Source organism: Novosphingobium sp. FG90 (assembly GCF_057808725.1).
Genome location: NZ_JBMDIO010000090.1, coordinates 1 through 2,501 on the forward strand (window position 1 = coordinate 1; position 2,501 = coordinate 2,501).

Sequence of the window (2,501 nt, forward strand, 5' to 3'; positions counted from 1 at the left end):
TGAGAACGGCGGAGCAATATTCGGCCACGCTAGCGGCGGGATAGTCCCGCTGCGGGCGGCGTAAAAGTCGTCCACCTTGAAGCCTTTCTGCGAAGTCAGGGAGGTGTGGGGATCTACAGCGTGGAACTTTATCTTCAGGTCCGTTTGGCTTGCGCGAATGGCATGAGCCAACGGGCGGCGGCGAAGCGTTTCAATGTGTCGCGCGATACGGTACGCAAGATGCTGTCGTTTTCATCGCCACCGGGTTACCGGCGTCAGTCTGTACCGCAGCGCCCGAAGCTGGACGGGTTTGTGGCGATCATCGATGGATGGCTTGAAGGGGACCGCGGCGTCCCGCGCAAACAGCGGCATACGGCGAAGCGGGTATTCGACCGCTTGCGCACCGAGCATGGTTTCACCGGCGGCTATACGATCATCAAGGATTACATCCGGGAGCGCGAGCAGCGCAGCCGGGAGATGTTCGTGCCGCTGGCGCACCCGGCGGGAGATGCGCAGGCCGATTTCGGGGAAGCTCTGGTGGAGATCGGCGGGGTGGAGCAGAAGGCCTACTTCTTCGCACTTGATCTGCCGCACAGTGATGCCTGCTATGTGCGGGCCTATCCGGCGGCGGTGGCGGAGGCCTGGGTGGACGGACACGTTCATGCCTTCGCGTTCTTCGGCGCGGTGCCGCGCTCGATCGTCTATGACAACGACCGCTGCCTTGTGGCGAAGATCCTGCCAGACGGCACGCGCAAGCGTGCCACGCTGTTCAGCGCTTTCCTGTCGCATTACGTGATCCGCGACCGCTATGCCCGCCCGGGTAAGGGTAACGAGAAAGGCAATGTGGAAGGGCTGGTTGGCTACTGCCGCCGCAATTTCATGGTGCCGATCCCGAAGTTCCCGACCTGGGAGGCCTTCAACCTGTGGCTGGAGGAACAATGCCGCAAGCGCCAGCAGGACAAAGTGCGCGGGGAGAGCGAGACGATCGGTGAGCGCTTGCAGCGCGATCTCGCGGCCATGCAGCCTTTGCCCGCTACACCCTTCGAGGCCTGCGATCAGACCGGCGGGCGGGTCTCCTCGCAATCCCTGGTGCGCTACAAGACCAATGATTATTCGGTTCCGGTGGCCTGGGGCCATCAGGAGGTCTGGATCAGGGCCTATGTCGATGAGGTGGTGATCGGCTGCCGCAGCGAAGTCATCGCCCGTCATCCTCGTTGCTATGCCCGCGAGGAGGTTATCTTCGACCCGCTCCATTATCTCCCGCTGATCGAGCAGAAGATCAATGCATTCGACCAGGCCGCCCCTTTGCAGGGCTGGGATTTGCCCGAAGCGTTCACGACACTGCAGCGGTTGATGGAAGGCCGCATGCACAAACATGGCAGGCGTGAATATGTACAGGTGCTGCGCCTGCTGGAAACGTTCACCGTCGCCGATCTCCAGGCGGCGGTGGAACAGGCCATTGATCTTGGCGCCATCGGCTTCGATGCCGTCAAGCACCTCGTCCTGTGCCGGGTCGAACGCGTACCGCCCAGGCTGGACCTGGACGTCTATCCCTTCCTGCCACGCACCACGGTCGAGAAGACTTTTGCCAGAGCCTATCTGAGCCTGCTCTCCGACCAGCAGGAGGCCGCATGAGCGATCAGGCCCCGGAGCTTCTTCTCGCTCACAATCTCAAGGCACTCAAGCTGCCTACGTGCCTGCGAGAGCATCACAAGCTCGCGCGGCAATGTGCCGCAGAAGGCGTCGATCATATCCGCTTCCTCGCCCGTCTCGTCGAGATGGAAATGATCGACAGGGAGCGTCGTATGGTCGAGCGGCGCATCAAGGCCGCGCGCTTCCCCGCCGTCAAAAGCCTCGACACCTTCGACTTCACCGTCATCCCCAGGCTCAACAAGATGCAGGTGCTCGAGATGGCGCGCTGCGAGTGGATCGAGCGGCGTGAGAACGCCATCGCTCTGGGACCATCGGGCACCGGAAAGACGCACGTAGCGTTGGGGCTCGGACTGGCAGCATGCCAGAAAGGGCTGTCGGTGGGCTTCACCACTGCGGCGGCGCTGGTCAGCGAGATGATGGAGGCGCGCGACGAGCGGCGACTACTGCGCTTCCAGAAGCAGATGGTCGGATACAAGCTGCTCATCATTGACGAACTGGGCTTCGTACCGCTCTCCAAGACCGGCGCCGAACTGTTGTTCGAGCTGATCTCTCAGCGTTACGAACGCGGCTCCACCTTGATCACCAGCAATCTGCCCTTCGACGAATGGACCGAAACCTTCGGATCCGAGCGTCTCACAGGCGCGCTCCTCGATCGCCTGACCCATCACGTCAGCATCCTCGAGATGAATGGCGAAAGCTATCGTCTCGCTCACAGCCGGGCCCGCAAGGCCAAAACCAGACCCTGAAAATTACGCAAATGCCGGGGGGAGTGCCCCTCGGGCTACGCCCTCACGCCACTCCCCCCGGCATGTAACACGATGGCCTGGTTTTACGCCGCCCCATGGCCGACTTTTGCTCCGCCGTTGACA

Annotated in this window: 2 protein-coding genes; both read left to right on the top strand. The window is 62.1% G+C overall.

From position 1 onward, the window contains the following. Positions 1-120: 120 nt before the first annotated feature. Positions 121-1,614 carry an IS21 family transposase gene (istA, locus tag ACODRZ_RS26580; RefSeq protein ID WP_160987505.1) on the top strand — a complete coding sequence of 498 codons (1,494 nt, stop codon included), beginning with the start codon at positions 121-123 and terminating at the stop codon, positions 1,612-1,614. After that, complete coding sequence (gene istB, locus ACODRZ_RS26585) at positions 1,611-2,378, top strand: IS21-like element ISSsp5 family helper ATPase IstB (RefSeq protein WP_160987506.1); 768 nt, start codon at positions 1,611-1,613, stop codon at positions 2,376-2,378. Before istA ends, istB begins: the two co-directional genes overlap by 4 nt. Positions 2,379-2,501: the final 123 nt, after the last annotated feature.

Bases quoted from the DNA above. Each gene is read 5' to 3' on its own strand.
- istB (WP_160987506.1), top strand. From the start codon at position 1,611: ATGAGCGATCAGGCCCCGGAGCTTCTTCTCGCTCACAATCTCAAGGCA.